General features: G+C 38.6%; 27 protein-coding genes and 1 pseudogene. 19 read left to right on the forward strand and 9 right to left on the reverse strand.

Annotated elements, in window-relative coordinates; translation table 11 throughout:
* The first annotated feature begins 2 nt into the window (after window positions 1-2).
* Window positions 3-320 (forward strand): YbaB/EbfC family nucleoid-associated protein, encoded by a 318-nt coding sequence (locus tag O3793_RS02645; RefSeq protein ID WP_048713938.1) that lies wholly within the window; start codon window positions 3-5, stop codon window positions 318-320.
* Between the two features lie 18 nt (window positions 321-338).
* Complete coding sequence (gene recR, locus O3793_RS02650) at window positions 339-935, forward strand: recombination mediator RecR (RefSeq protein WP_371445420.1); 597 nt, start codon at window positions 339-341, stop codon at window positions 933-935.
* A 609-nt stretch (window positions 936-1,544) separates the two neighbouring features.
* Here the strand turns inward: recR and O3793_RS02655 are convergent.
* The 8 genes and pseudogenes from O3793_RS02655 to O3793_RS02690 form a co-directional block, all read right to left on the reverse strand.
* Window positions 1,545-1,847: a hypothetical protein gene (locus O3793_RS02655; RefSeq protein ID WP_371445421.1), complete on the reverse strand. Its 303-nt coding sequence runs from the start codon at window positions 1,845-1,847 to the stop codon at window positions 1,545-1,547.
* Between the two features lie 152 nt (window positions 1,848-1,999).
* Window positions 2,000-2,098, reverse strand: a pseudogene (locus O3793_RS02660) (RHS repeat-associated core domain-containing protein); the annotation flags it as partial.
* A 35-nt stretch (window positions 2,099-2,133) separates the two neighbouring features.
* Entirely contained in the window at window positions 2,134-2,484 is a 351-nt protein-coding gene (locus O3793_RS02665; RefSeq protein WP_048713496.1) for a hypothetical protein, read from the reverse strand.
* A 113-nt stretch (window positions 2,485-2,597) separates the two neighbouring features.
* On the reverse strand, window positions 2,598-2,915 hold the full coding sequence (locus tag O3793_RS02670) for a hypothetical protein (RefSeq protein WP_048713494.1): 318 nt from the start codon (window positions 2,913-2,915) through the stop codon (window positions 2,598-2,600).
* Window positions 2,916-2,983: 68 nt separating this feature from the next.
* A complete protein-coding gene (locus O3793_RS02675) occupies window positions 2,984-3,460 on the reverse strand; it encodes a hypothetical protein (protein ID WP_371445422.1) in 477 nt (158 codons plus the stop codon).
* Between the two features lie 295 nt (window positions 3,461-3,755).
* Window positions 3,756-4,067, reverse strand: coding sequence for a hypothetical protein (locus O3793_RS02680; protein ID WP_371445424.1), 312 nt, complete (start codon window positions 4,065-4,067; stop codon window positions 3,756-3,758).
* A gap of 92 nt (window positions 4,068-4,159) precedes the next feature.
* Window positions 4,160-4,612: a tetratricopeptide repeat protein gene (locus tag O3793_RS02685; RefSeq protein ID WP_371445425.1), complete on the reverse strand. Its 453-nt coding sequence runs from the start codon at window positions 4,610-4,612 to the stop codon at window positions 4,160-4,162.
* A gap of 270 nt (window positions 4,613-4,882) precedes the next feature.
* Complete coding sequence (locus O3793_RS02690; protein ID WP_371445427.1) at window positions 4,883-5,317, reverse strand: hypothetical protein; 435 nt, start codon at window positions 5,315-5,317, stop codon at window positions 4,883-4,885.
* An 815-nt stretch (window positions 5,318-6,132) separates the two neighbouring features.
* Here O3793_RS02690 and O3793_RS02695 point away from each other — a divergent pair.
* The 15 genes from O3793_RS02695 (at window position 6,133) to O3793_RS02765 (ending at window position 16,142) form a co-directional block, all read left to right on the forward strand.
* A complete protein-coding gene (locus O3793_RS02695; RefSeq protein ID WP_371445429.1) occupies window positions 6,133-6,579 on the forward strand; it encodes a hypothetical protein in 447 nt (148 codons plus the stop codon).
* 10 nt (window positions 6,580-6,589) lie between these two features.
* Complete coding sequence (locus tag O3793_RS02700) at window positions 6,590-6,970, forward strand: TIGR02328 family protein (RefSeq protein WP_371445430.1); 381 nt, start codon at window positions 6,590-6,592, stop codon at window positions 6,968-6,970.
* Window positions 6,963-7,430 carry a hypothetical protein gene (locus tag O3793_RS02705; protein WP_371445431.1) on the forward strand — a complete coding sequence of 156 codons (468 nt, stop codon included), beginning with the start codon at window positions 6,963-6,965 and terminating at the stop codon, window positions 7,428-7,430. Before O3793_RS02700 ends, O3793_RS02705 begins: the two co-directional genes overlap by 8 nt.
* 12 nt (window positions 7,431-7,442) lie before the next feature.
* Complete coding sequence (locus O3793_RS02710; RefSeq protein ID WP_371445433.1) at window positions 7,443-8,378, forward strand: hypothetical protein; 936 nt, start codon at window positions 7,443-7,445, stop codon at window positions 8,376-8,378.
* Between the two features lie 12 nt (window positions 8,379-8,390).
* Window positions 8,391-8,879 (forward strand): hypothetical protein, encoded by a 489-nt coding sequence (locus O3793_RS02715; protein WP_371445435.1) that lies wholly within the window; start codon window positions 8,391-8,393, stop codon window positions 8,877-8,879.
* A 34-nt stretch (window positions 8,880-8,913) separates the two neighbouring features.
* Window positions 8,914-9,879, forward strand: a complete 966-nt coding sequence (locus O3793_RS02720; RefSeq protein ID WP_371445437.1) for a hypothetical protein — start codon at window positions 8,914-8,916, stop codon at window positions 9,877-9,879.
* Window positions 9,876-10,361 (forward strand): hypothetical protein, encoded by a 486-nt coding sequence (locus tag O3793_RS02725; RefSeq protein ID WP_371445438.1) that lies wholly within the window; start codon window positions 9,876-9,878, stop codon window positions 10,359-10,361. Before O3793_RS02720 ends, O3793_RS02725 begins: the two co-directional genes overlap by 4 nt.
* A gap of 20 nt (window positions 10,362-10,381) precedes the next feature.
* Entirely contained in the window at window positions 10,382-10,861 is a 480-nt protein-coding gene (locus O3793_RS02730) for a hypothetical protein (protein WP_371445439.1), read from the forward strand.
* A gap of 28 nt (window positions 10,862-10,889) precedes the next feature.
* Complete coding sequence (locus tag O3793_RS02735; protein WP_371445441.1) at window positions 10,890-11,846, forward strand: hypothetical protein; 957 nt, start codon at window positions 10,890-10,892, stop codon at window positions 11,844-11,846.
* Between the two features lie 53 nt (window positions 11,847-11,899).
* Complete coding sequence (locus O3793_RS02740) at window positions 11,900-12,928, forward strand: hypothetical protein (RefSeq protein ID WP_371445442.1); 1,029 nt, start codon at window positions 11,900-11,902, stop codon at window positions 12,926-12,928.
* A 9-nt stretch (window positions 12,929-12,937) separates the two neighbouring features.
* Window positions 12,938-13,411: a hypothetical protein gene (locus O3793_RS02745; RefSeq protein ID WP_371445443.1), complete on the forward strand. Its 474-nt coding sequence runs from the start codon at window positions 12,938-12,940 to the stop codon at window positions 13,409-13,411.
* An 11-nt stretch (window positions 13,412-13,422) separates the two neighbouring features.
* Window positions 13,423-13,929 carry a hypothetical protein gene (locus tag O3793_RS02750; RefSeq protein ID WP_371445445.1) on the forward strand — a complete coding sequence of 169 codons (507 nt, stop codon included), beginning with the start codon at window positions 13,423-13,425 and terminating at the stop codon, window positions 13,927-13,929.
* An 11-nt stretch (window positions 13,930-13,940) separates the two neighbouring features.
* Window positions 13,941-14,405 carry a hypothetical protein gene (locus O3793_RS02755; protein ID WP_371445446.1) on the forward strand — a complete coding sequence of 155 codons (465 nt, stop codon included), beginning with the start codon at window positions 13,941-13,943 and terminating at the stop codon, window positions 14,403-14,405.
* 24 nt (window positions 14,406-14,429) lie between these two features.
* Window positions 14,430-15,116 (forward strand): YjjG family noncanonical pyrimidine nucleotidase, encoded by a 687-nt coding sequence (locus O3793_RS02760; RefSeq protein ID WP_371445448.1) that lies wholly within the window; start codon window positions 14,430-14,432, stop codon window positions 15,114-15,116.
* A gap of 123 nt (window positions 15,117-15,239) precedes the next feature.
* Window positions 15,240-16,142, forward strand: a complete 903-nt coding sequence (locus O3793_RS02765; protein ID WP_371445450.1) for an alpha/beta hydrolase family protein — start codon at window positions 15,240-15,242, stop codon at window positions 16,140-16,142.
* A 95-nt stretch (window positions 16,143-16,237) separates the two neighbouring features.
* Here O3793_RS02765 and O3793_RS02770 read toward each other — a convergent pair whose 3' ends face one another.
* A complete protein-coding gene (locus tag O3793_RS02770) occupies window positions 16,238-17,071 on the reverse strand; it encodes an AraC family transcriptional regulator (RefSeq protein WP_371445452.1) in 834 nt (277 codons plus the stop codon).
* A gap of 205 nt (window positions 17,072-17,276) precedes the next feature.
* Between O3793_RS02770 and O3793_RS02775 the strand changes: the two genes are divergently transcribed.
* Both O3793_RS02775 and O3793_RS02780 read left to right on the forward strand, forming a co-directional pair.
* Window positions 17,277-17,990, forward strand: a complete 714-nt coding sequence (locus O3793_RS02775; protein WP_371445453.1) for an alpha/beta hydrolase — start codon at window positions 17,277-17,279, stop codon at window positions 17,988-17,990.
* A 22-nt stretch (window positions 17,991-18,012) separates the two neighbouring features.
* The gene (locus tag O3793_RS02780; protein WP_371445455.1) at window positions 18,013-19,452 is read left to right on the forward strand and encodes an MFS transporter; all 1,440 of its coding nucleotides are present in this window, start codon (window positions 18,013-18,015) and stop codon (window positions 19,450-19,452) included.

Consider the following 19,452-nt stretch of genomic DNA (forward strand, 5'->3'; position numbering starts at 1 on the left):
CGATGCGTGGAATGGGAAATATGCAAGGCATGATGAAACAAATGCAAAAATTGCAAAAACAAATGGCGCAAGCTCAAGAAGAGTTAAACCAAACAGAATACACAGGAACTTCTCAAAGTGATTTAGTAAAAGTGACTGTAAACGGGAAACGCCAAGTCTTAAACGTGGAAATCAAACCAGAAGCGGTAGATCCAGACGATGTAGAATTATTACAAGACTTAGTGTTAATGGCGACAAATGATGCGTTAACGCAAGCAGAAAAAGCCAACGACCAAACAATGGGTCAATTCACAAAAGGATTAAACATCCCAGGATTTTAATCGATTGGAGGTTTGAGCATGCATTATCCAGAACCGATTGCACGATTGATGGATAGCTTTATGAAGCTGCCGGGAATTGGTGCGAAGACGGCTGCACGACTTGCCTTCTTCTGCATGGATATGCGTGAAGAAGACGTCTTAAATTTTGCGAATTCGCTCATCAGCTGCAAGCGTGACCTGCATATGTGTTCCGTTTGTGGAAATGTGACGCAAGAAGATCCGTGTGAAATTTGTGCGGATACTACGCGTGACCGTACGAAGATTCTTGTGGTGGAAGACGCCCGAGATGTGATGAGTATGGAGCGAATGAAGGAATACAAAGGGCTCTATCATGTGCTTCACGGGGTGCTTTCTCCGATGGAAGGGACGGGGCCGGATGATATTAATATTACGTCACTGATTACGAGGTTGCAGGATCCGGAAGTCCAGGAGGTTATAATCGCCACTAATGCGACAGCGGAAGGTGAAGCGACTGCCATGTACTTGTCACGTCTCATCAAGCCAGCGGGCATTAAAGTAACGCGTCTGGCTCATGGGCTAGCGGTCGGCAGCGACATCGAATACGCAGACGAAATGACTCTCTTCCGTGCCATCGAAGGGCGAAGAGAACTATAAAAATAAAATAACAGGTTGATACTGCTAAGATAAATGAGAATTGGAAACTCCCGTTTCCTCGGATATCTTCATAGTAACGACAATAGCTGTACCGGATTGAGCCAAGGTCTCAATCCTACCGAGCTTCAAAGAGGGAGTAAGACAGAAATTAAAACTGGACTCACAGTGTGAGTCCAGTTTTTTTCGTAGTCTTACCCCCGCAAAGCTGATTAGGATTAAGCAAATCACAAGTGATGAAGCTTAATACAATCAGCTACTGCGTCTATCTGGATAAAGTATTTTCCATAAGGAGCATCTCATAACTCCCTCTAATTCACATCGGTTACTGTTCGCTATTGTTGTTACTATAGAATCCGAGGATGGTTCGTTTCCAATCGTGCAGTGTCAACCTGTTTTATTTTTGTTTCGAAAGAACGGGAGAGAGTGCGTTTCGATGAGGTGCGGAGCTAGGGATGGGCAGGGCGTTACTCTCTGAGGCTTATGAGGTGACAGGTCATGGTAGAGCTTGCCTTCCGGTCTTGGAAAGGAAACAATGCGAATGTCTTAAATCACCCTCTAATTCACATCGATTGCTTTATCCATGCTTTGCAGAGCATATTCTTGAGATATTTAATATAAAGTTAAATTCTTTTCTGTGCTTTTATATATATCTGTATAGAAATAAATTCTATTATCTTTTATCTCTTTCAGATAAACCAGGTCTTCGATACCTCCAATATACTCAATTGATAGATCATCTAAATTTAATGTTGCAAGCCTAAATCCAACAACGCAAAATCGTCTGATGAAAACTGGAATAATAATTTTTCTATTGAAATATAACAACGGCCCTCCAAACCCCTGTTCTTGAATAATAACTTGACCGTTAATGGACAGACTTCCAACTAGGGGAGAACCTTGATTAACTTCCATCAAATCAAGGTAACTGACTTCCCAATTGTCAAACAAAAATTTTTTTGAAAGTCTAAAGGAGTTTCATTCAAAATTTTTAACTTAGACATTTCTAAAACTTACCCTTTCTTTTAATTTTTTCAATTTAACTTTTTGAACCTCTTCTGAATGCACTATAAATTGTAATTCGGCGCAAAAGCATATAAATTCTCTCCATCTTCCAACCCAATCGGATCCTGATTCGCAAATCGACCTACATCAGGCTCGTAATACCTGAAGAAGTTTCTTGCGGGCTACGGCTTGCTATTTATTTCTTAATATATTTTTCTATATATCTGTATTGCTCTTGTGTACATTTAACTGAAAAAAGTATTTTTCCACTTATAATACTTTGAGCAGAAAAAATATCTTTCTCATATTTGAATTTTATTTTACTTAACGGAATCTTTCCTTTTCCATTTTCTTTTCCACAAAAAAGCTTATATTGTAACTCATTATTACTTATACCTATGTCTCCACAAGTTTTTTGACTATTATATTCTGATACAATTATATTTAACCAGCCATGTTGAAAATCATATGAGTAATGTGAAACATAAGGTAATTTAGAAGAGGAGGATCCTATTAGAGATAAAATTGAACTTAAAATAGATTTCATAATATATTTACCATTTAATTTATTAATTTTCTTAGCTAACGAAGCAGGAATAACCCAACCTACGACTACTGTTTGTTAAGTTTAAGCCATGATCTATGTTTGTTAAGAGGAGTTTATTGTCCTTGACCAAGAATTTCCTCTCCAATTATTGCATCTAACTCTATCCATGCATCTTCAAGTTGATTAACAATAGAAGATTCATTTTTATTAGGATCGTCTTTTAAATTGAGATACCAAATATGTGTTAATTTCGGTATTTCATATAAAATAGATGCTAGTCTTTTTTCAATTAGATTATGATTATGAGTATAATGCTTTATTTCATTTAAAATTTTTAATAATTCTTGATAGTCCTTTACATCGAATTCAAGATCCATTCTGACCTTATAAATAAAACGATTATTTTCAAGTTTTTCTAATAATTCTTTCATGGGAAACTCCTTTAAGTTATACAAAGCAAAGAATTGCTTCTGCTGGAATAGTTTATTTATTTTTAAAGTTAAGCGTTCAGTCCAATAGAAATAGATAATACATCTTCCTCATTGTCGAGTAGAGATATATCGATAACTTGATCTATTTTATGACTAAAGAATTTTAAACAATAAAAATTAGGTTTGTTTATTAATTCTAGCCAATTGCTAATATTTTTTATTTTGATAATAAACAAGGGGAATACTTCTATTGGTATTTCAGCCGAATCATTTATCCCTCCATAAAAGTATACATAAGCAATATCATTTTCCTCTGGTGCAAAAAGATTTAATATTTCATTTTTTATCGATAAACTAAAATTTTCTTTTGATAATTCTATATTTCTATAGGGGGTAAAAGTACGATTTATTATTTCACATGAGAGTGGATATGGAATAATTTTTTCAGAATCTGAAATTAAATTATTTAAAAAATGAATTTCTTTCATTTTTTTCATTAAATGATTCTGTTTTAAAGTAAAGATCTTATTTTCTAAAGTTGTCATGATATTATTTCCTATGTTGTACGGTTACATTATCTTTGTATTCCTCCCAAGAAAATGTACCATTCCCATTATTTCTTTTTTGACTAAGATTTCCATCCATTTTGGCAGTAGCGACATGCCAGTGCGGACGAGGGTGTTTTGCGATCGGAAGGGCTGGTGAGCATTCTTGTAAACCGCTCATTCTTTTTCAGACGACCTTGATATTTTGTTGGGTCTTGACCCAACCTACGCTTGCTAGAAACATTTACAGTTATTTGGATTTTGATTAGCTTTATATAGTTTAAAGGATTTAAAATTAGCAAATTATAAAAGAATTCAGATTTAAAATGAATGTATTTAAATCTCTCTTCCATAACTTAATGCTCTTAGAAAAGTATAATGATATAGCTGGCTCTTCAGATAAAAAACATACATAACTTTTTTCGATTGGTAAAACTTCCAAGTCATCCATCCCTTCAAAAGCTAGAGTACAAGTTTTGTTTGGTTGGTATCTATGACGAATAGTCCAATATTCTGATATATCTAAATCATTTCCTTCTGATTCTTTCAAAACAATCCAGTTATGGTTATGTAATTGGTCTCTTAAATCTTCAATATGATATTTCATAGTATATTTCCCTCTAGTTATACTACATCCGGGTCGTAGGCGTAGCGGCGGTTAAGTACGGTACAAAAAAGGTCGTCTGAAAATATCGAATCTTACTTTTTGGTTTTTTTCTTAGGATTTAATTCTTCTTTACGTTGCTTATAAAATTGCCAATATTTTTTGTCTTCCATAGAGAAAGGTGTGTAACGTAGCTCATTATAAGTTAGGTCAAAATATTTATAGGCATTTTCCATATCACCCAATTCGTAATAAACGATTCCTGTCCATATAAACACACCTGCTGCAGGTTCATCTTTTCGTGCCTCAAGTGCAATTAACATCCACTCAAGAGCTTTGGGATAATCACCTAATTTTTTATAGCTTCCTGAAATACCACAGGCGATTGCCGAAGTAGGCTCAACGAATTGAGTGGCTGGTTTAGGTAAAAGTTCCCATGCTTGATTCAGAATATCAATGCGTTCCTCCGGCGTAGTAGCATCATTTGAGTTACATACAAAATCATTGATTTGTTTGTTTAATTCATAATTTACTTGATCTAAATACATAATTTCTCCTTCTTATGTGCATTCTTTAAAGAGTATTTATTACTATGTTGGTCCGGTTGTGTACCTGTGCCAAGGGTTGTAGCTGTCGGGATTGGTGTAGATATAGGTATACCTGCCGTCCGGTTGGACTTCTTGCAAGAGGTGGCTACCGTCCCAAACGAATCCGGTTTCTTCTTCGAGGCCGTCTGAGAAGAAGCCGCGTTCGTGCCTACCGCGCACTCTTTACATCGGGATTGGAGGTTTCATACAGGCTACGGCTGCTCAAACATCTTAAGCATTATAATTTAGATAATCTTTAATAAAATACTCAAAGTTATCCCAATGTTTGCTAAATTGTTTATTTTCTATAAACTTTTGAATAGTGGGAGCCTCTACATAAAAAACCTCATCGGTATTTTTATCATACAGGATATAATCATCCAACTCATTATTTAACAGGGAAAAATAATTATCAGGTAAGCCAATATTTTTTCTCAAAATTTCTGTTTGGCTACTTGAAAAATCCTCTAAGTCCATTGCTAAATCAACCAAATATCCAATTTTCCCATAAATTTCATCACTATATGTTGCCCAAAATTCAATGAAGTCATGATTTACCTCCCCAAAACCTAACCCTTTGAATAATTTACGATATTCCTCCTGACTTTCTGGGAATATTCTACCAAATTCATCATTAAGATACTCCTTAAAATCATTATCTAACATAACAAACCTCTCTATTGTAAATATAGGTGAATTAACATTAAAATCCCCCAAATTTCCTTCTTCGCCTTTTTTCTGCATTTGTTCTATCTGTAGGATCTTGATTCAACCATTCGCACTTTCTTAAGTTAAACTTTAGTAATATTCTTTATAGAATCAACCATTAATTCTTCCAAATAACTACTATTTTCATGGCAAATAGTTATTTCTTTGTCTTTGAAAAAAGAATATCCTCTTGACTCAGATATGTCAACCATTCCTTGCCATCGAAGGACGAAGAGAAAATCTATTGATTCAATGAAAATGATGGTTAAGACGTTGTCTTAAATCGCCCTCTGGGGACATCTTCATAGTGATGATAGTAAAGGCATCGGATTGAGCCAAGGTCTCAATCCTACCGGGAGTATGACCAAAGACAAAAAAGGATTCACAGTGTGAATCCTTTTTGCTTTGTAGTCTTACCCCCGCAAGGCTGATTAGGATTAAGCGAATCACGAGTGATGAAGCTTAATGCAATCAGCTACTGCGTCTAACTCTATAGAGTTTTTTAAGTAAGGAATAAATTCCTAACTCTTGCTAATTCACATCGGTTGCTTTGGCTTTACTATTCTCACTATAGAGTCCCCGAGGGCTTTTTTTAAGCCAACGATACGCTTTGAATCAATAGATTTTATTTTTTGCTTCAACGGCACGGGAGAGAGTGCGTTTCGATGGGGTGTGGCGTATTGCTTAACAATCGCATAAATTCGTGAGGGAATAGGCGGGGGGCGCAAGAAATGGTATAATATGGGAATAAAGTAATTGTGTAGAGGTAAAGAATGGACCAACTGTTTAGAAATTTTATTTCAAAAGAGCGAGTGAATAGTTTTCGTGAGTTGACGAAGACGCTCGTGAAAATGGCGGGGACCGATGAAGTGGTGCCTGAAGAGGATGAAAGTGTGCCTTGGGTTCCGTCAATCCTAGGATTAATTTTCATATTATGGCTTTCTTCTAGTGATTGGCTCAAAAGTGTGACGAAACCGCTGATTGATCAATTTCCACTTCTTTCGTTTTGGCCGTTAGCGTTTCTCTTTGTTTACCTTCCGATTTTAAATGGGCTAGATGAGTTATGGAAACAACCGCAGAGAAAACGGGACTTACAGGAGTTGATGGCGATTGCCAAACGTGCGGTGGCTGTTTTAAAAGAATATGACTATGACAATTTAGACGACGTGATTGACGCAGAAGTGGTCATCAACGAATACACCGAGCGATACGACTTATAGGAGGCCTGGGATGAGATTATGGCATGAAGCGCTGATACCAAAGCTTCCGCGTCCGCAACTCTTGGGGCAGCACCGCGAATGTTGTGCGCTCAGAGGCAATGGTTGGGGCAAGAAGCATGCGACGGTGGACTATGTGTTTACTCACAGCCCGTATGTGCTGTATCAGTACCATACGTTAATTATGGATGAAATGGAGCGCCGTGGCTACAATGTGACGCCGGAGTGGAAAGAGGCTTCGTATCGTGGAAAAGTTTGCCCGCCGTATACCGAAGTGGAAGCGTGTGCGTGGAAGAGTCCGTTATACAAAGAACACGATGATGCGTATTACAAAGAATGTATTGAAAATTTAGCGCAAAAAGGAATTATCCTGGAAGGAGAAAATCATGTTTAGACTTCTATTGAAAGACGTTGCGACGAAAAAAATGGTAGTGAACTTCCGAGAGTTGACAAGCTACTTAATGAAAGAGGCGGGAATGGATGATGAACTGCCGGAATTAGTCGATAAAACGGCAACTATCAAAATGATTGCGGGGATGTTTTTATTCCTCATAGTGTTGCGTACGGGGATTTTATGGAGACCACTTGAGTTGATGATAAACACGTTGGTCGGAGAAGGGAATGTGATTTTTCTACTCTTACCATTTGTTTCTTTGTACTTGTTTTTAGGATTCTTTTTTCTTCTATACCGAATTTGGTCTAAAAAAGTACTGACACGTAAACTTGGCGAACTGATTCCAATTGCGGAACGTGCGATTGCAGCGCTGAAAGCAGCAGGACGCGACGACTTAGAAGAGGATATCGAAGACGCAGAATTTCTGATTGAGGATTATAAGAAGAGATTCGGGTTCTAGGGAGGAATAGACTTGGGAAAAAGGATTAGTGAAGAAGAAATTACGCAATTACGGACACGTATTGCCAAAAAAATACAGCAGAGAAAGACCCCTGTAGCATTACCACCAGGAAGGAAACTCGCCAGAAGGATTCTTTTCGATGGAGAAATATTCATGGTGGTGCTGTTAATCGTCACACTGTTTCCACTTAGAGTATGGTTCGCCATGAGCTACTATTCTTTTGCAGAAAGAAATACGGGTTTGTTAACGATAGGGAGAACAGCGATTATCTTGTTCTTTGTCTTTCGTTGGATACGAAAAAGACTATATAAAAATGAAGTGGAGAGTTTATTGAAAATGAAGAATTCAGATGTTGAGGCAGAGCTAATTTCTGAAGAAAGTTATCCACAAGAAAATCAACCGTACGAGCAGGAAATGCCACCCCGTTGGAATGCAGAAAAGATTGCATTTGGAGTGGAGGCGCCGGTCAAAAAACAACATACGCTATTGGAGGTATTAATCCCGACAAAAGTCTCTCAAGAGGAACTCTTAACACTCCGTCAACTGATTGTGGATGATTCATCTGGAAATCCTGAGGAGAAAGCATCGTTACCGAAAGGCTGCTCGGAGGATTGGAATGAAGACTTTCGGTTTTTTGGAGTGCTGATTTTCTGGATTTTATGCCTTTTTGCGTTTGGAATGATTTTTGTATTGACATTGATTGATCAATTGGATCATGCTTTGATCCTCCTATGGCAGAATTTCTGGATAGGGTTCGTCGGTCTGTTTATTTGTTGGATGGGATGGACCGTCTCTTACTTTATTCGAGGACGACATTTCAGACAATTGTTAAAAATAGCTTGTACAGATATTTCCGCCTATAAGGATGTTCCTTGGGACAAGATTCCAGAGCCAATCAAAGCACTCTACGATTACGTGCTGTTTTTACGAATCAAATATGGAGTGTAGGGAGGAACAGTATTGGGCAAGAGAGTTAGTGAAGAAGAAATTACGAGCCTCAGAGAATTGATGGAACAGGTAGAGCGTGAGAATGAACAGTTTGAAGTGCTGCCACCTAGCAAAAGAAAGGTAAGAAACTATCTCTTTATCACACAATGTGTAATGGTCGTTATTCTTTGTTTTTCGTATTTTCCGTTATTTCTACTTGGAATAGGGATGAGTATCATAACCTTTAATGGGGATTTCATACGATATATGTTTTTTGCATTTTTTGCAGTTGGCCCCTTGTTTATCGTTATATGGGGGATTCCGCTCACAGTATTCTTTATCTGTCGGTATATTAGAATAAGAGAGTATAAAGAAGAAATGAGAAGCTTATTTAAAATTATTAATCAGGAATTGCATGTTCGAAAACATCTTGAGGATGAGGAAATATCAGCAGAGGCAAAGACTTTGAGAAATCTCGTAAAGGGATTAAGAAGAGAATATGACATAGAGGAATTTATGTGATAAAAAGGAACAAACTGTGGGATTAGGGGGATATATGAAAAAGAAAAAAAGGATTGAAGAAATTCGGCTGGCACGACTAAGAGAATTGCTAATTGAAGCAATTCGAGAACGTTCAGGGAAAGTTGTTGCACTCCCAAGTCCTTCAGTGATGCCAATGGTTATAAAAAATATTTTAATACTATACTTGATGATATTAACTGTATTCATCTTCTTGTTTGCTCTACCAAGTTTTGCTATTTGGTTTCAGGAGTTGATTACACACCCTTTTAAGTTCTTACAGGAACAAATTGAGTTTAATCCGTTCTTTAGAACTGAGCTCTTCCTTTTAATGATTATCTTTGTATTTTCTTTATGGGAACGTAAGGCTTTTAAAGCAGAGCAGGCACAGATTTTACGAAGAGCGAAAGAAGAAGTTTTAGAATGGCAAAATTTCGCTGATGAAGAACTTCTAAACAGTGTGAAAGAACTGAAGCAATATTTATCTGGAAATGAGGATGTGTTCAATAACGAAGAGCCACGTGAACCGGGTATAAAGTCATTATTACGATTATTTCATAGAAACGTTTCACAAGAAGATATTACTGAACTACGCCAACAGCTTGTGACCATTCTATCTGAACGACAGCAAGATGTTTCAAAGTTACCAACAGGTATGCCGAACCTTTTTGTTAGTATCGTGCGAATGATATTACTGTGCATTTGTGGGGGTGTCACTTTGCTAATCATCAGGTTATTCATTACATCATACTATGAGGCAATCTTCGTTCTAATTTTCTTAGGACTTCCGATAGGTTTACTTTGGATGTTCTATTTTGAGATTTCTTCTAGCGTTCATGAAAAACGAAAAATAGCTTTTGATAAACTGTTTGAGATTGCTCGTGCAGAAGTTGCAACGTATAAGGATGTTGCTGTGGAAGATGTTCCAGAACAAATCAAGCAGCTTCAAAGGTTTATAGCAGTGTTAGAGTCGAAATATCATATATCGGGAGATGCGAAATGAAATTATTTAGAAAAGCGATTAGGCAAAGACGATTAACGCGGATGCGGGAATTGCTGAGTGCTGTGATAGAACAAAATGGAAGTGAAAATCAGTTGCCCGAGGATGGAAGAATTATCAGAAGTTGGGCTTTTGTTATATTGGGCTTTGTATTGTTTTATGTGTTTACAAATGCCGATATTTTGTTACCTGCTGCTGGTTTAATCTTCATGGGTTTATTTTATCCCATTTTTTTGATATGGGGGATTTTGGTCGGGATTGGCACTTTACTCCTTGTTTTTGGGCTAATATATCTGTTTCATCGTCTCATAATTGATTCCTATTATCAAGAGTTTGGGATGTTATATGAATTAGCCACGGAAGAGCTTTCTGTATACAAACAAGAGCCGCTGATTCCAATGAGTGAAGAAGCGGAAAGACTTCAGTACTATATGGAAGAGTTGAAACTAGAGACAAATACAAACAAGTCTAAATCGGGTAAATAAAATTTTTGGGGAAATAAAAGATGAAGAGAAGATTTGAAGAGAAAAGAATTGCTAGACTACAACAATTAGTAAATGAGGTCGTGGCTTTATCTAGTATGGAAGAAGAGACAATTAAAGTGCGACCATATAGATATATTCCAAAGATTATATTTAATATTTTTATGTTGTTCGAAATATTTTATCTATTGTCATTAAATAAGAAGGTAGGAGGAATCTTTCATTTCTTGAAAGTTTGGTACGAGGGAAATCAATATGCTGTGAAGTATGCGCTGGAATATGTTAGATATGAACCTTACATTATCGTATTTCTTCCAATAATGATGCTCTTTTTATATTTCTTGCAACTGCATCTTCAAAAACAAGATGTGAGAGAAGTCGTTGCAAGAGCGGATGAAGAGCTCGCAAAATGGAAAGAAACTCCATCTACGGACATCCCACATGCTGTAAAGGCATTAAAATATCATTTAGAGGAGTTGCGATTAGACTACGATTTGTCATAGAAATCAGTAAAAGGAATGTTGTTAAAAAATGAGAGATTTTAGAACAGAAGAACAGCGAGAGATACCCAAGTCTTACTACAACCTATCTGAAGATCAGCTTGATCGATTAAGAGACCTATTGAAGAAGGTTTCTATAAAAAATAGACCGCCACAATCATTGCCACGTTCATTGAGAAAAATGAGAGAAGTTCTCTTTCTAGGCAAATTGATAATGATTGCTGTACTTTGTTCCAGTGCTTTTCCGCTAATGGCATTAATTTTTGTAGTGGCTTTATTACTAGGAAATATAGATGGGGCAAAGTATGTAATTTTCATGAATCTAATGGCTTGGCCGATAGTATTGATAGTTTGGGTACTTCCACTTTTAATACTTATTTTTAGTAATAGATTTATTCGATTTTCTAAGCAAAGAGAAACAGATAAATTAATGAATGCGGCAAATTGGCTTATTATGAATTCCAAAAATATACCTCGAGATGCTCTTTCGCAGGAGATGGTATCCTTAAAATACTTTATGAGTGCTATGAAAAGTGGGATTGGTTTTTATCAAAATGAAGAACAAAGAGAAGATTTCAGAATCCGTCGACTAAAACAACTGTTACGAAAGATAAACCCAAAAAGAACAGATATACCGGAATTGAAATGGGGAAGGCTACAACTTATTCAAAAAAGGATAGTGATAGCAGATGTTATTTTGGGCTTTGTTCTTTGCTATCTTATGATGTTTAGCAGTTCTATGTTCTTACCAATCGAAGTGAGATTGGTTTTGTTCGCTATACTGATTATAGGAATAATCATTATTTACATATGGCTGCTTCAGTTCCAGAAGAAGAAAGTCAAACAAGAGCTTGCGGAATTGTTACAACTTGCAAGGGTAGATGCGAAAAGAATCAAGAAACGACCTTTAGCATTCTCAGAAGAGTTGATTCAAGAGTTGGATGATTGTGTGTATGAAGTTAGGGAATCATACGGAATGACGGTTTAAAAAGAATCTTTGGGGATAAAAGATACAACCTTTGAACGTCAGGAGGAATGACAATGAAAAAGAAACAGAAAGTGAAGGAACGCAATGTAAGACAACTGCGCCAGCTAATTGGAGCAGTGACCGAGCAAAACGGGGAAGAAGGCACACTACCAATGAGCTTGTTCCCACTACGCGTCTTGATAACAATCCTTAGTGTCGCTGGGGTGGTGTGCGCAGTGGCGGTGTTAGGACGCGCGCTGTTAGTCGAATCGGACTTCTTTCCATCGCTCGGATTGGTGTTTTCGACGGGGGATTCAGAGGCTCTCTTAGATGTAAGCAAGGTCTTCTTTGGCCTAGTGCTTCACTTTGTCATCCTGTTTGCCATTTTAGCGGTCATTCTCTACTGCTGCCACAGATCCGTTCGTTGGGAATGGAAAAAGCTCGTGGCTCGTGGAAATGAAGAAGTGGCAATGTGGAAATCCTCTTCAAAAGAAGCCAGCCGCGAAGCCGTCGAAGCGCTAGAGGCGTATTTACAGGAACATGCAGCGCTTGGCAAACCTTCCTGGGTGAAGGAAACAGTACAAGCTGCCGCTACGGGTGTCGGGGCTGCGATGGAGAAACTGAGCAAAGAACACGAAGTACAGAAACGCCTAACCAGCGTCGAAGCTTCACGAGTTCGCGCCTTAAGAAGACTATTGAAGCCCGTCTTGGCAATGAGTGGACGAGGAGAACAGCTTCCAAAAAGCTCTTATTGGCTACGCATCTACGTTCTGATTACAGTCGCAATTGCGGGCATCGTCATTGGACTAGTTTCTGGATTCTTTACGTATTTGAAACTTTTCATCGCCTGCCTAGTGACATTGCAATGGAACTTCGCGTTTGGATATCTTGCCTTCATTTGGCCATTTGTCATTATCTGGTGCATACCGATTGCCGCCTTCGTTGCAGTATTAGGTTGGCACCGCAGAGAAACGTTTAAGGAATGGAAAGAACTATTGGCACTGGCAGACCGCGAAGTAGAAACATGGAGTCAAACCACAGCCGTACCAGCCGAAGTGGCAGAGTTACAAAAATTTTTGAAAAAAGCACATAAGTACTATTAGGAGGACATTATGAACTATAAAAAAACGATTTGGCAGTCGCAAACGACAAGACTGCGTGAACTCATTCGCATTGTAAACCGTAGAAGCAAACAACCGCGCGTCCTACCAAGAGATAATCGTCAGATTCGTCTCTTTTGCATGCTTTTCTTTGGAATCATCACGCTCTATACGATTATGACGACAGGCTTCCTGGCGGCCATCCTTGGCTCAATCTATATGCTCTTTTCAAGAAAATCCTCAGCAGTCATGGACCGGATGTTACCGTACTGGTGGATGCCGATTTTGTGGGTGGCATTGATTGCGATTTTCATCCTCATTCTCTGGCTGGCTCGTCGTTCCCTTGTAAAAGAAACACTCTTCTTACTCGAACACGCGAAAGACGAAATCGCGCGCCAATATGAAGAAGGTAATGGCGTTGTTTCACAAGAAGTCATCAATTTAGAAAATTACGTCGACGACTTACAACGAAATTACCGGTTCTAAGGAGGAAGTAGATGCTTATTTTAGGATATCCAAGAAGACTCGCAGTGAATCAAAAAGAAGTGAAGGAAGTGCGCACCGTTGCCGATCGACTCGTAACGGAAAGCGGCATTCCTGCCGAATTTCCAGAAGAAACGAAACGAGGGGTGTTCCTATCGCTCTTACTCGGAGTCGTATCGATTATCGCAGCGCTCCTAGTGGCAGGACTAGTCTATCTATTTGTTGAAATCGGTGGAAACATTGTCGGGTTCGTGCAAGTAGTTGGGATTTTGGCGTTTGGTTTTTCCGCACTGCTCCTGATTTGGTCGGTGTTACTGATTTTCACAGTCATTTTATATCGTCAGGAGCAAAACAAGCGCTGGAAGGAACTGTCTGCGCTGCTGGACATTATCGATGAAGCCATTATCGTGTTACGCGAAGAGGACCGCAGTTATTTAGCATTGGAATTGAAACGCGCCGAACGACTCGTGGAGGGCTACAATGACGTTCGCCGTATCGTGACATTGGTGGAACGTGTTTAAGGAGGAGCATTATGGATTTACAAAGAATTCGATACAGAAAAAATGAAGCACAAGAGTTTCGTGCATTGACCGAGCGTCTTGTTGGAGAGAGCGGTCTAGACATCGAGCTGCCGTATGAAAGTCCGGGAGTGCAGCATCTCATGAAGTATTTTTACGTCCTCGTGGGTATCCTCGTGCTCCTTACGATTGGACTCGTGGCATTTATTTTCTATGTCAACGGTGGGAAATCAGAGAACTTTATGATTACCCTCAGTAACGAAGAAATGCTCGTGTTCTTCCCGCTTGTAATCGTGTGGATGTTCGGGTTATTTTTTGCAAAGGCGTTAGACGCACGTAACCAGCTCTTCATCCAAAAAGACATCCGCGCACTCTTGCCGGTTGCCCAAGAAGCACTGGAGGCACTTAGTGGAAATGAGAACGACTACGTCAAACGTGCACAGTTGCTCGTTAAAAAATACAAAACTTACGGGTTATAATTAACCAAAAAAGAGGTTAGGAACATGATTTATAAAACACTATTATTCGACCTGGATTCAACGCTCTGGGACTTTCATTCGGCGGAGAATTACGCGCTGACAAAGCTCTTGGAACAGCAAGGCGTGGAGGATGTCGAGGCGTATATCGACGTCTACGTGCCGATGAATCGTGCCATGTGGCGTTCGTTGGAAAAGGACGAAATCACGCGTGAGGAACTCGTTGAAACGCGCTTTGCAAAGTTGTTCGACCACTTCGGTTTTGAAAAAGACGGGAAAGAACTCGCGGCAGAGTATGAAGCCATCCTTTCGACGCAAGGGCAAACGTACGAAGGGGCAGAGGCGTTGCTTCAAGCATTACGGGACGCAGGATATGACTTATACGCTGCCACAAACGGCATCACGACGATTCAAAAGGGGCGCTTATCGAACTCACCGATTGCCAAATACTTCAAGAAAGTATTTATCTCGGAAGAAGTCGGTGCGCAAAAGCCGAGTGAAGTCTTCTTTGAACGAGTAGCTGGTGCGATTCCAGACTACGATAAGAACAAAGCCGTGATCATCGGTGACTCACTGACAGCCGATATCCAAGGCGGCATCAACTCAGGCATCGATACGATTTGGATGAATCTCGCGGCAAAAGAAAACAGAACTGCCATTAAGCCAACCGTGGAAGTAAGAAGCTACGCAGAATTATTAGAATTTTTAGTATAACATGAACCGACTGCAGGCACGTCTTGCAGTCTTTTTTTATGCAAAAAAGTTGAGGTCCCAAGACTTAGAGGGTAGACTACTTAAAAGGGCAAAGACCCGACCAAAAATGAAAGTTGGAAATAAATGAAAAAAGGATTATTAGGAATTGGCGTGGCGATGCTACTCGCAGCGTGTGGAACGACTAGTACAAACGGTACGAACACGACAAATGCGACCGCGCAGACGCCGCAAACGACACAACAGGTGCATGTCGAAGTGAAGACAGACGGCACGTATACCGTAAAAGAATATGACTTCGAAAGTAATGGCAAGAATCTCTACGCGCGTGCCTTTGTGCCAGACGCGAGCGGACGGGGGCCACTCGTGATTTTTAGCCACGGACTGGGCGCCAACGTCAAACACGAGGAAGAAGTGCAGAAGACATTAGCCAAAGCCGGCATTGCGGTCTTCAGCTTGGAGTTTGCAGGAGGATCGTCATCCGCAGCTCCGATGAGTGAGGGACTAACGACTGAGATGTCTGTTCTAACCGAAGTGCAAAACTTGAAGGACGCGATTCGCATCGCAAGCGGCATGGAATATACCGATCCGCAGAAAATTTATCTCATGGGAAGTAGCCAGGGCGGACTCGTCTCAGCACTGACGGCAGAGGAAGTCACCAATATCGCAGGCCTCTTCTTGTTCTATCCTGCATTTTCACTGCCGGATGATATTCGAAGTAGCTTCCCGAAACTAGATGAAGTACCCGAGACTTTTAACTTACTCGGCACGAAAATCGGCAAAAAATACATCACGGACATCTACGACATGGACGCCTACGCAAACCTAGACAAGCTAATGATGCCTGTGCATATTTATCACGGCAAAGACGACAATATCGTGCCACTCACCGCCTCACAAAAAGCAATGAAGCGCCTAAAAGACGCACGCCTCACAACGCTGGAGGACACAGGCCACGCCTTGACACCAGAGCAACAAGCACAAATCGGCTTTGAAATCGCGGATGAGATTTATAATGGGATGAAATAAAAGCAGAAAAACTGGATACGAAAAACCAGGGCGAGGGCCCTGGTTTTTTGTTTTATAAGAAGTAATAGGTGTAAATTGTTATTAATCGTATTTTTCTAACGGTATAAAGAACGCCATTCGAATGGGGTGAGGCCTTTTTCCTTTTTAAAAGCTGTTGAAAAGTTGAATTGATTTGTATATCCAACTGATTGTGCAATTTCCGCTATAGATTTTGTTGTTGATGCTAACTGCTGGCAAGCATCGTTAAGTCGATAATTGATAATAAATTTAATAGGAGTGACTCCTAGTTCTTGGCTGAAAAGTCGAGTTAAGTAATTCTTATTTAAATGACAAACATTTGCTAATTCTTCGACAGTAGGATTGTGTTGAGGATGATTTTGAATTAATTGAATTGCTTCCCGAATATAAAAATTAGTTAAATCACTTTGTCGAATGGAAGTAGCACTTGAAGAAAAAGAGATGATATGATCCATTAACAAATAAAGTTGGGCGAGGATAAATGTTTCATGTTTGTGTGAATACTGAATCATTGTTTCTAAAGGTTCAACAATATTTGGTAAGAATAATTGGTTTTTTAATTGAAAAACAGGGTTTTTAGTATTTATACCTGCCTCTTTTAAAAAAGGAGCTGCTTTAATACCATCGAATTCAATCCATAAATAGGACCAAGGCTCTTCAGAATCTGCTGTATAGGTACCGATAGTGTCTGGAGTCATAAAGAATCCTTTGTTTTTATCGATTGTATATTTTTTCTGAGTGTCCAAATTCCAGTATTCACCTTTTCCATCAATTACGAAGTGGAATAAAAAATGATTTGCTTTAACAGGACCGTATCGTTGCAATGGGGAACAAGTTTCTTTACCGAACTGAATCGGATATAAATCAATGCATGAGATATTATGGAACATATGGGATTCTTGAGTAGGCATGCTAAAACTCCTTTTAATAATCTTACTATTAGTATAAGAAGAAATGTAAGCGTAGTCAATAAAACATTTTTAAAAGAGATATTTTATATTAAAAAAATACATTTAGATGGAAAATCAGATAAAAAATGTAGAAAAACAAAATATGAAAACGCAAACAAAATTGTTAAACTGTTCTTGAGATAAAAAAATAGAAAGGAGAAAATTTATGAATCAAGAAGTAGTATTTCAACCATTTCAGTTAGATGGTTATGAATGTGTCGCATATCATCCAAAGAAAATAGGTTCAGAACAATTACCGACCGTTTATTTACAAGATGGAAAGCAAGTTTTAAACGATTTAGAAGAGTGGTTAAAAGAAAAAGTTCCACAATTAGTAATTGTATTCATAGAACCTAAAAATCGTTGGGATGAGTATTCACCATGGAAGGAGAAGGCGCCAGAGGGAATGCCCTTTGATTTCGGTGGAAAAGCTTCAGATTATATTCAATGGTTAGTAAGTCGTGCAATTCCCTATGTCGAAGAGAATTACCCTGTTTCTAGAGAAGTAACGCATAGAATTATTGGTGGATATTCATTCGGAGGCTTAGTTAGTTTATATTCAGGATATATCAATGCGGATTTTGGGGCGATTCTTAGTTGCTCAACTTCTTTTTGGTATCCAAAATTCTTAGACTATGTACTAAATCATTCATTAAAAAAACAAGTACATTTATATATGAGCGTTGGGGATGTTGAAGGGAAAACCTCACCACGGATTAATCAAATGCAAGTTCCATATACTTTTGAAGCTAAAGAGCATTATGAGAATACTCTAGGTAAAGAGCTAGTAACTTTTGTGACGCATGAAGGAGATCATCGTGATCGTATTCCGGAGAAATTATCTTCGGCAATAGAATGGGTTGTAAAATTATATTCATAATCAGAAATAAGGAGGAATAAAAATGTTAAGTTATATTGAGGATCAGACGATTCAAGCGAAAAGATGGATCATATTACTCATCGTAGGGGTTGGGACAGCCTTATCAGCATTTACGTTTAATGCGATTCTGATTGCAACACCAAATATCGTAACAGACTATGGTATTACCGGACTCGATGTTGCATGGGTTCAAACGGCATTTATGTTAACTAGTACATGTTTGATGGTCTTATCAGGAAAATTAGGGGATTCCTTTGGTAAATTCAAGATGTTTAAACTTGGACTTATTATTTTAACGTTAGGACTCGTGTTAGGTGGATTCAAGAGTAGTTTCCAAGTATTAATTATTTCTCGTGTGATTCAAGGGATTGGATCCGTGCTCTCGATGTCAATTAACTTTGCGATTGCAGAGGAACTCTTTAAGCGAGAAGAACGAGGAAAGGCTATTGGTACAATTGCTTCATTCCTTTCTGGAGGAGGAATTTTCGGACCTGTTTTTAGTGGGATGATTCTTAAGAACTTTGGATATCACATTATTTTATGGTTAGGTGTTCCTGTTGGTGTTATTTGCTATTTGTTGGCACTTAAATATTTTCCAAAAGATAGAACTGCTACTGGAAAATCAATCGACTGGATTGGTGCTCTGTTGTTAGCAGGATTTATCGCATGTTTCTTCTTTGGAATTGACTTAGCTAAGAAACAAGGGTTCTTTGGACCAACAGCGGGTCCGTTATTCATTGTATCAATTGTAGCGTTAGTGGCATTTATTTTGTATGAGCGCCGTCAACAAGAACCTGTTTTAGATTTATCGGTTGTTTCAAATAAACATATGGTTATTTATCTTGTAAGTTTACTGTTAGTTTATACAATTTCTGGTTTCAATGGATATTTAATGCCATTTTACTTACGAAACACGTTAGGAATTGAGCCTCAAATCGCAGGTTTAATGACGGTTATGATTGCAATTACAATTACTGTTGTTTCTCCTTTTGCAGGGAAACTTAGCGATAAATATGGCGCGAAAAATATGATTCTTATCGGTTGTGGATTAATGGCGGTTTCTCAGTTGACATATTACTTCTATGGAGTAGAAGGAAATATTCCAGGGTTAATTGCTACATTTATCTTAACAGGGATTGGTAGTGGAGTTTTCCAAACTCCAAATAATGCAATGATTTTGAGCTCGGTACCGCGTGATAAAATTGGTATGGCCAGTGGAGTTTCTGGTTTGATTCGAAATCTTTCTTTAACAGCAGGTAGTTTAGTAGCATCGCAAATTTTATTTGCTGCAATGAGTCATATCGAAGGTGCCAAAGTAGATACTTATCTTCCAGACAAACCAGAATTGTTTGTACAAGGAATGCACGTAGTTTACTTTGTTTCATTCTTATTCTGCGCTCTTGCATTTATTCTAGTCTTTATTGATAGAAAAATTAGTACTAGCGAGGAAGGTGGAAAATAA

Source organism: Granulicatella sp. 20925_1_28, from assembly GCF_041433575.1.
In the GTDB taxonomy this organism is placed as follows: Bacteria; Bacillota; Bacilli; order Lactobacillales; family Aerococcaceae; genus Granulicatella.

Bases quoted from the DNA above. Each gene is read 5' to 3' on its own strand.
- O3793_RS02645 (WP_048713938.1), top strand. From the start codon at position 3: ATGCGTGGAATGGGAAATATGCAAGGCATGATGAAACAAATGCAAAAA.
- recR (WP_371445420.1), top strand. From the start codon at position 339: ATGCATTATCCAGAACCGATTGCACGATTGATGGATAGCTTTATGAAG.
- O3793_RS02655 (WP_371445421.1), bottom strand. From the start codon at position 1,847: ATGGAAGTTAATCAAGGTTCTCCCCTAGTTGGAAGTCTGTCCATTAAC.
- O3793_RS02665 (WP_048713496.1), bottom strand. From the start codon at position 2,484: ATGAAATCTATTTTAAGTTCAATTTTATCTCTAATAGGATCCTCCTCT.
- O3793_RS02670 (WP_048713494.1), bottom strand. From the start codon at position 2,915: ATGAAAGAATTATTAGAAAAACTTGAAAATAATCGTTTTATTTATAAG.
- O3793_RS02675 (WP_371445422.1), bottom strand. From the start codon at position 3,460: ATGACAACTTTAGAAAATAAGATCTTTACTTTAAAACAGAATCATTTA.
- O3793_RS02680 (WP_371445424.1), bottom strand. From the start codon at position 4,067: ATGAAATATCATATTGAAGATTTAAGAGACCAATTACATAACCATAAC.
- O3793_RS02685 (WP_371445425.1), bottom strand. From the start codon at position 4,612: ATGTATTTAGATCAAGTAAATTATGAATTAAACAAACAAATCAATGAT.
- O3793_RS02690 (WP_371445427.1), bottom strand. From the start codon at position 5,317: ATGTTAGATAATGATTTTAAGGAGTATCTTAATGATGAATTTGGTAGA.
- O3793_RS02695 (WP_371445429.1), top strand. From the start codon at position 6,133: ATGGACCAACTGTTTAGAAATTTTATTTCAAAAGAGCGAGTGAATAGT.
- O3793_RS02700 (WP_371445430.1), top strand. From the start codon at position 6,590: ATGAGATTATGGCATGAAGCGCTGATACCAAAGCTTCCGCGTCCGCAA.
- O3793_RS02705 (WP_371445431.1), top strand. From the start codon at position 6,963: ATGTTTAGACTTCTATTGAAAGACGTTGCGACGAAAAAAATGGTAGTG.
- O3793_RS02720 (WP_371445437.1), top strand. From the start codon at position 8,914: ATGAAAAAGAAAAAAAGGATTGAAGAAATTCGGCTGGCACGACTAAGA.
- O3793_RS02725 (WP_371445438.1), top strand. From the start codon at position 9,876: ATGAAATTATTTAGAAAAGCGATTAGGCAAAGACGATTAACGCGGATG.
- O3793_RS02730 (WP_371445439.1), top strand. From the start codon at position 10,382: ATGAAGAGAAGATTTGAAGAGAAAAGAATTGCTAGACTACAACAATTA.
- O3793_RS02735 (WP_371445441.1), top strand. From the start codon at position 10,890: ATGAGAGATTTTAGAACAGAAGAACAGCGAGAGATACCCAAGTCTTAC.
- O3793_RS02740 (WP_371445442.1), top strand. From the start codon at position 11,900: ATGAAAAAGAAACAGAAAGTGAAGGAACGCAATGTAAGACAACTGCGC.
- O3793_RS02745 (WP_371445443.1), top strand. From the start codon at position 12,938: ATGAACTATAAAAAAACGATTTGGCAGTCGCAAACGACAAGACTGCGT.
- O3793_RS02750 (WP_371445445.1), top strand. From the start codon at position 13,423: ATGCTTATTTTAGGATATCCAAGAAGACTCGCAGTGAATCAAAAAGAA.
- O3793_RS02755 (WP_371445446.1), top strand. From the start codon at position 13,941: ATGGATTTACAAAGAATTCGATACAGAAAAAATGAAGCACAAGAGTTT.
- O3793_RS02760 (WP_371445448.1), top strand. From the start codon at position 14,430: ATGATTTATAAAACACTATTATTCGACCTGGATTCAACGCTCTGGGAC.
- O3793_RS02765 (WP_371445450.1), top strand. From the start codon at position 15,240: ATGAAAAAAGGATTATTAGGAATTGGCGTGGCGATGCTACTCGCAGCG.
- O3793_RS02770 (WP_371445452.1), bottom strand. From the start codon at position 17,071: ATGCCTACTCAAGAATCCCATATGTTCCATAATATCTCATGCATTGAT.
- O3793_RS02775 (WP_371445453.1), top strand. From the start codon at position 17,277: ATGAATCAAGAAGTAGTATTTCAACCATTTCAGTTAGATGGTTATGAA.
- O3793_RS02780 (WP_371445455.1), top strand. From the start codon at position 18,013: ATGTTAAGTTATATTGAGGATCAGACGATTCAAGCGAAAAGATGGATC.